The 7,488-nt window shown below is 60.9% G+C and carries 5 protein-coding genes; all 5 read right to left on the bottom strand.

Annotated elements, in window-relative coordinates; all coding sequences use genetic code 11:
• Positions 1–4: 4 nt before the first annotated feature.
• The 5 genes from AC1DU9_RS23125 to AC1DU9_RS23145 are packed head-to-tail and all read right to left on the bottom strand — an operon-like array spanning position 5 to position 7,380.
• Positions 5–1,615 carry an ABC transporter ATP-binding protein gene (locus AC1DU9_RS23125; protein ID WP_477810838.1) on the bottom strand — a complete coding sequence of 537 codons (1,611 nt, stop codon included), beginning with the start codon at positions 1,613–1,615 and terminating at the stop codon, positions 5–7.
• Position 1,616: 1 nt separating this feature from the next.
• A complete protein-coding gene (locus AC1DU9_RS23130; RefSeq protein ID WP_223461820.1) occupies positions 1,617–2,636 on the bottom strand; it encodes an ABC transporter permease in 1,020 nt (339 codons plus the stop codon).
• Position 2,637: 1 nt separating this feature from the next.
• Entirely contained in the window at positions 2,638–3,711 is a 1,074-nt protein-coding gene (locus tag AC1DU9_RS23135) for a microcin C ABC transporter permease YejB (RefSeq protein WP_477810839.1), read from the bottom strand.
• Positions 3,712–3,715: 4 nt separating this feature from the next.
• Positions 3,716–5,557: an extracellular solute-binding protein gene (locus tag AC1DU9_RS23140; protein WP_223461818.1), complete on the bottom strand. Its 1,842-nt coding sequence runs from the start codon at positions 5,555–5,557 to the stop codon at positions 3,716–3,718.
• On the bottom strand, positions 5,554–7,380 hold the full coding sequence (locus AC1DU9_RS23145; protein WP_477810840.1) for an extracellular solute-binding protein: 1,827 nt from the start codon (positions 7,378–7,380) through the stop codon (positions 5,554–5,556). Before AC1DU9_RS23145 ends, AC1DU9_RS23140 begins: the two co-directional genes overlap by 4 nt.
• Positions 7,381–7,488 lie beyond the last annotated feature (108 nt).

Genomic DNA, 7,488 nt, shown 5'->3' on the forward strand with positions numbered 1-7,488 from the left:
CAGGTTATTGCGCAGTGGCCGGAGCCAGAAAAGCGGCTTCCAGCAACTGCTGTGTATACGGATGTCGGGGGGCGGCAAAAATGCTTTGCGCGTCTCCCTGTTCGACCACTTGGCCATGCTTGACCACCATCAACTGGTGGCTCAGCGCTTTCACCACAGCCAGGTCATGGCTGATAAACAGATACGTCAGGTTGTACTTGGTTTGCAGTGAACGTAAAAGCTCCACTACCTGGCGTTGTACCGTGCGGTCGAGGGCCGAAGTCGGCTCGTCCAGCAGAATCAACGCCGGTTTTAACACCAATGCCCGGGCAATGGCGATTCTCTGCCGTTGCCCGCCGGAAAATTCGTGGGGGTAGCGGTGCCGGGTTTCCGGATCCAGGCCTACCTCCTTGAGTACTGCAATGATCGCTTGTTCCTGTTCCGCCGCGGTGCCCATCTTGTGGATCCGCAGGCCTTCGCCAACGATGTCATTCACGCACATCCGTGGGCTCAGGCTGCCGTACGGGTCCTGAAACACCACTTGCATCTCCCGCCGCAGCGGCCGGACCTGTTGCTGCGTCAGGCAGTCCAGCGGCTGGCCTTCAAAGCGAATGGCGCCTTTGCTGGCGATCAGCCGCAAAATCGCCAGACCCAGGGTCGATTTTCCGGAACCGCTTTCACCCACAATCCCCAAGGTCTGGCCCTGGGGCAGGCTGAAATTGATGCCGTCGACCGCCTTCACATAATCGACCGTGCGCTTGAGCAAGCCTTTCTTGATCGGGAACCAGACTTTCAGGTCCTCGACCGCCAGCAAGGGCGGGCCGATCACGTTGCTTGCAGGCTTGCCGCCGGGCTCCGCTGCCAGCAGTTCCCGAGTGTACGGATGCTGCGGCGCGCGGAACAGCTCTTCGCACGATGCCTGTTCGACGATACAACCTTGCTGCATGACACATACGCGGTGCGCAATTCTTCGCACAAGGTTCAAATCGTGGCTGATCAGCAGCAGCGCCATGCCCAATCGGGCCTGCAGTTCCTTGAGCAATTCGAGGATTTTCAGCTGGACGGTCACGTCCAGCGCGGTGGTCGGCTCATCGGCGATCAGCAGTTCCGGCTCGTTGGCCAGGGCCATGGCGATCATCACCCGCTGACGCTGGCCGCCGGACAGCTCGTGGGGCAGGGCCTTGAGGCGCTTGTGCGGCTCGGGAATGCCGACCATCTCCAGCAGCTCCAGCGTGCGTTTGGTCGCGACTTTGCCGGTCAGGCCTTTGTGGATGCCCAGCACCTCGTTGATCTGCTTTTCGATCGAGTGCAGCGGATTGAGCGAGGTCATCGGCTCCTGGAAGATCATTGCAATGCGGTTGCCGCGAATGTGGCGGATGGTTTTTTCTTTCAGGTCCAGCAGATTCTGCCCGGAATATACGATGGTGCCGGACGGATGCCGGGCGAGCGGGTAGGGCAGCAGGCGCAGGATCGAGTGTGCGGTTACCGATTTGCCGGAGCCGCTCTCGCCGACCAAAGCCAGGGTTTCACCGCGCTTGATGTCGAAGCTGACGCCTTCGACCGCCCGCTGGCAGCGATTGCCGACGACAAAGTCGACGGCCAGGTCGCGCACTTCGATCAGATTGTTCTGATTCATTTCACTTCCTCGGGTCGAAGGCATCGCGAGCTGACTCGCCGATGAACACCAGCAAACTCAACATCAAGGCCAGCACCGCAAAGGCGCTGATGCCCAGCCAGGGCGCCTGCAGGTTGGATTTGCCCTGCGCTACCAGTTCACCCAGGGACGGGCTGCCCGCCGGCAGGCCGAAACCGAGGAAGTCCAGGGCGGTCAATGTGCCGATGGCGCCGGTGAGGATGAACGGCATGAAGGTCATGGTCGAGACCATCGCGTTGGGCAAAATGTGGCGGAACATGATCGCACCGTTCTGCATGCCCAGGGCGCGGGCGGCGCGTACGTATTCCAGGTTACGCCCGCGCAGGAATTCGGCGCGTACCACGTCCACCAGGCTCATCCACGAGAACAGCAGCATGATCCCCAGTAGCCACCAGAAATTGGGTTGCACGAAACTGGCGAGGATGATCAGCAGGTACAACACTGGCAGCCCGGACCAGATCTCCAGGAAGCGCTGCCCGGCCAGATCCACCCAGCCACCGTAGAAACCCTGCAAGGCCCCGGCGATCACGCCGATGATCGAGCTGAGCACGGTCAGGGTCAGGGCGAACAGCACCGAAATGCGGAACCCGTAGATCACCCGGGCCAGCACATCGCGGCCCTGATCGTCGGTGCCCAGCAGGTTGTCCGTCGAGGGCGGGGCCGGGGCCGGGACTTTCAGGTCGTAGTTGATGCTCTGGTAACTGTAGGGAATCGGCGCCCACAGCACCCAGGCGTCCTTGGCCTTGAGCAGTTCGCGGATGTACGGGCTCTTGTAGTTTGCCTCCAGCGGAAATTCGCCGCCGAAGGTGGTTTCCGGGTAACGCTTGAGCGCCGGGAAGTACCAGTTGTTGTCGTAATGCACCGCCAGCGGCTTGTCGTTGGCGATCAGCTCGGCGCCCAGGCTTGCGCCAAACAGGATCAGGAACAGCCACAGCGACCACCAGCCACGCCTGTTGGCCTTGAACAGTTCGAAGCGTCGGCGATTGAGAGGGGACAGGTTCATCTCAATGCTCCCGGCTTTCGAAGTCGATGCGCGGATCGACAAAGGTGTAGGTCAGGTCGCCGATCAGTTTCACCACCAGCCCCAGCAAAGTGAAGATGAACAGCGTGCCGAACACCACCGGGTAATCGCGGTTGATCGCCGCTTCGAAACTCATCAGGCCGAGGCCGTCGAGGGAGAAGATCACCTCCACCAGCAACGAACCGGTGAAGAAGATGCCGATGAGGGCCGAGGGGAAACCGGCGATCACCAGCAGCATGGCGTTGCGGAACACGTGGCCGTAAAGCACGCGGTGGTTGGTCAGGCCCTTGGCCCTGGCGGTGATCACGTACTGCTTGTTGATCTCGTCGAGGAAACTGTTCTTGGTGAGCAGGGTCATGGTTGCGAAGTTGCCGATCACCAGCGCGGTCACCGGCAGCGCCAGGTGCCAGAAGTAGTCGAGGATCTTGCCGCCCATACTCAACTCGTCGAAGTTGTYCGAAGTCAACCCGCGCAACGGGAACCAGTCCAGGTAACTGCCACCGGCGAACACCACGATCAACAGGATGGCGAACAGGAATGCCGGGATCGCGTAGCCGACGATGATCGCCGAACTGGTCCAGACGTCGAAGTGGCTGCCGTGCCGCTTGGCCTTGGCGATCCCCAACGGGATCGACACCAGGTACATGATCAGCGTGCTCCACAGCCCGAGGGAGATCGAGACCGGCATCTTTTCCTTGATCAGGTCGATGACCTTGGCGTCGCGGAAGAAGCTGTCGCCGAAATCCAGGGACGCATAGTTCTTGACCATGATCCACAAGCGTTCCGGCGCCGATTTGTCGAAGCCGTACATGTGCTCGATTTCCTTGATCAGCGCCGGATCCAGGCCTTGGGCACCGCGATAGGCCGAGCCTGCCACCGAGACTTCGGCACCGCCGCCGGCGATGCGGCTGGTGGCGCCTTCGAAGCCTTCGAGCTTGGCGATCATCTGCTCCACCGGCCCGCCCGGGGCGGCCTGGATGATCACGAAGTTGATCAGCAAGATGCCGAACAGGGTCGGAATGATCAGCAGCAGTCGCCGAAAAATATACGCCAGCATCTGATTACTCCGTGCCTGCAGGAGCGGCCTGCAGTGTGGTTTCGACTTCCAGCGCCGGCTTGATGTCAGGCTTGACCCACCAGGTGGCCGTGCCGATGTCGTATTTAGGCGAGACCTTTGGATGGCCGATGTGGTTCCAGTACGCCACGCGCCAGGTCTTGATGTGCCAGTTGGGTATTACGTAATAGCCCCATTGCAGAACGCGGTCCAGCGCGCGAGCGTGGGCCACCAGGCTGTTGCGCGAATCGGCGTTGATCAGTTGCTCGACCAGTTGGTCGACCACCGGATCTTTCAGGCCCATGGAATTGCGACTGCCGGGCTTGTCGGCGGCGTCCGACATCCAGAATTCCCGTTGTTCGTTACCCGGCGAATTGGACTGCGGGAAGCTGCCGACGATCATGTCGAAGTCCCGGGAGCGCACGCGGTTGATGTATTGCGAGACGTCGACCCGGCGGATCACCAGATCAATGCCCAGGTCGCTCAGGTTGCGCTTGAATGGCAACAGCACCCGTTCGAATTCGGTCTGGGCCAACAGGAATTCGATGACCACCGGTTTGCCGGTGGCATCGACCATTTTGTCATCGACGATGCGCCAGCCGGCCTCCTGCAGCAGTTGATAGGCTTGCCGTTGCTGGGCGCGGATCATGCCGCTGCCGTCGGTGGTCGGGTTCTGGAACGCTTCGCTGAACACTTGCGGCGGCAGTTTGCTGCGCAAAGGCTCGAGGATCGCCACCTGTTCGGCATCAGGCAGGCCGGTAGCGGCCATTTCCGAGTTCTCGAAGTAACTGCGGGTACGCACATAGGCACCGTTGAACAGTTGCTTGTTGGTCCATTCGAAGTCCAGCAACAGCGACAAGGCCTGGCGCACGCGCACATCCTGGAACACCGGGCGGCGCAGGTTGAAGACGAAACCTTGCATGCCGGTCGGATTGCCGTTGGGAATCTGCTCCTTGACCAGTCGACCTTCGGTGACCGCCGGAGTGTTGTAGGCGTTGGCCCAGTTTTTCGCGGTCATTTCCAGCCAGTAGTCGAACTGCCCGGCCTTGAGCGCTTCCAGGGCCACGGTGTTGTCGCGGTAGTAATCAGTGGTCATCACGTCGAAGTTGTAGAAACCGCGATTGACCGGCAGATCCTTGCCCCAGTAGTCCTTGACCCGCTCGTAACGCACCGAGCGTCCGGCCTTCACTTCGCTGACCTTGTACGGACCGCTGCCCAGCGGGATTTCCAGGTTGCCCTTGTTGAAATCGCGGTCGGCCCACCAATGCTTGGGCAGCACCGGCAACTGGCCGAGGATCAGCGGCAGTTCGCGATTGTTGGTGTGCTTGAACTTGAACAGCACGGTCAGCGGGTCTTCGGCGACCACTTCGGCCACGTCGTTGTAGTAGCCGCGGTACATCGGCGCGCCGTCCTTGGTCAGCATCTGGAAGCTGAACACCACGTCCTCGGCGCGTACCGGATGGCCGTCATGGAAGCGTGCTTCCGGACGCAGGTAGAAGCGCACCCAACCGTTGTCCGGGGCTTTCTCGATCAGGCGGGCGATCAGGCCGTACTCGGTGAACGGTTCGTCCAGCCCTTGCTTGGCCAGGGTGTCGTAGATCATGCCGATATCGTCCGCCGGCACGCCTTTGCTGATGAACGGGTTGAGGCTGTCGAAACCGCCGAAACCGGCCTGACGGAAAATCCCGCCCTTGGGCGCGTCGGGATTGACGTAATCGAAGTGTTTGAAGTCGGCCGGGTATTTTGGCGGCTCGTTGTACAAGGTCACGGCATGTTGCGGGGCGGCGCAGGCCAGCCCGGCGAACAACAGGCCGCTGGCCTGCAGGAGCAGGGTGCGGATCGGTTTCATTGATCTTTCTCCGAAGATTTCAGCCACCACGCGTTAAGGCCCAGGGTATAGGGCGGCGTGGTGACGAAGGCGAGCCGGTTGCGGTACGCCAGGCGGTGATAATTGAGGTACCAGTTGGGAACGATGTAGTGCTGCCACAACAGCACGCGGTCAAGGGCCTTGCCGGCGGCGACTTGCTCATCGCGGGTCCGGGCGGCCAGTAACTGCTCGAGTAGATGGTCGACCACCGGGTTGGCAATGCCTGCGTAATTCTTGCTGCCCTTGACCCCGGCCTGGCTGGAGTGAAAGTACTGCCACTGTTCCAGGCCCGGGCTGAGGGTCTGGTTGAGGGTCATCAGAATCATGTCGAAATCGAACTGGTCCAGGCGCTGCTTGTATTGCGCGCGGTCGACGGTGCGCAACTGCGCATCGATGCCGATGCTGGCCAGGTTCTCGACGTAAGGCTGGAGGATGCGTTCCAGATTCGGGTTGACCAGCAGCAACTCCAGCCGCAAGGGTTGCCCGGTGGCGTTTTGCATACGCTGGCCATTGAGCTTCCAGCCGGCTTCGGCGAGCAGGCCAAGGGCTTTGCGCAAGGTCTCCCGGGGGATGCCGTGCCCGTCGGTCTGCGGCAGGTTGAACGGCTCGGTAAAGAGCCTGGCTGGCAGCTGTTCACGATAGGGCTTGAGCAACAGCCATTCATGTCCGACCGGCAAACCGCTGGCCGAGAACTCGCTGTTGGGGTAGTAGCTCATGGCGCGATGGTAGGCGCCGCTGAACAGGGTGCGGTTGGTCCATTCAAAGTTGAACATCAGCCCCAGCGCTTCACGGACCTTGGCGTCCGAGAATGCCGGGCGACGGCTGTTCATGAACAGGCCCTGGGTTTGGGTCGGGATCTGGTGGGAAATCTGCGCCTTGATCACCTCGCCGCGGCGTATGGCCGGGAAGTTGTAGCCGGTGTCCCAGTTCTTCGCCTGATGCTCGATATAGATGTCGAACTCACCGGCCTTGAACGCCTCGAACGCCACGTCGCTGTCGCGGTAGAACTCGACTTCCATGCGGTCGAAGTTGTACTTGCCGCGATTGACCGGCAGGTCCTTGCCCCAGTAATCCTTGACCCGTTCGAAGACGATCTGCCGTCCTGGCGTGACAGAAGTGATGCGATACGGCCCGCTGCCCAGCGGCGGTTCGAAGGTGGTGGCCTTGAAGTCGCGGCCTTTCCAGTAGTGCTGCGCCAGCACCGGCATTTCGCCCAGGCGCAGGATCAGCAGCGGATTGCCAGCGCGCTTGAACACGAAACGGATGCGCTGCGGGTTGAGGATGTCGACCCGCGACACTTCCTGAAGGCTGGTGCGGTACAGCGGATGGCCTTCCTTGAGCAACACGCGATAGGAGAACGCGACGTCGTAGGCGGTGATCGGCGTACCGTCATGGAAGCGTGCTTCGGGGCGCAGGTTGAACACCACCCAGCTGCGGTCCTCGTTGTACTCCACGGACTGGGCAATCAGGCCATAGCTGGATGCGGGCTCATCACCCGAGGGTGCGTACTGCCCGGTGCCGATCATCAGTGGCTCGTTGAGCTCGTTGATGCCGTATTGCAGGAAGTTCGGTGTGGTGACCGGGCTGGTGCCCTTGAAGGTGTAGGGGTTGAGCGTATCGAAGGTGCCAAACGCCATGACCCGCAACGTACCGCCCTTGGGCGCTTGCGGGTTGACCCAGTCGAAGTGGGTAAATCGGGCCGGGTACTTGAGCGTGCCGAACTGCGCATAACCATGGCTTTCGCTGATCGTCGCGCTTGCGGTGGAGCTCAAGGCCAGGCTGATCAGGAACAGGGAACGCTTCAAATAGGAGATCCGATCCAGGCGGCTTGGGCTATGTGGACCGTACAGTAACAGCTTGTATGGACAGGAAAAAGACGGGGGGTAAATGCGAATTATTGGTCGGGCCACAAT

The organism is Pseudomonas sp. P4_C1 (assembly GCF_056402155.1).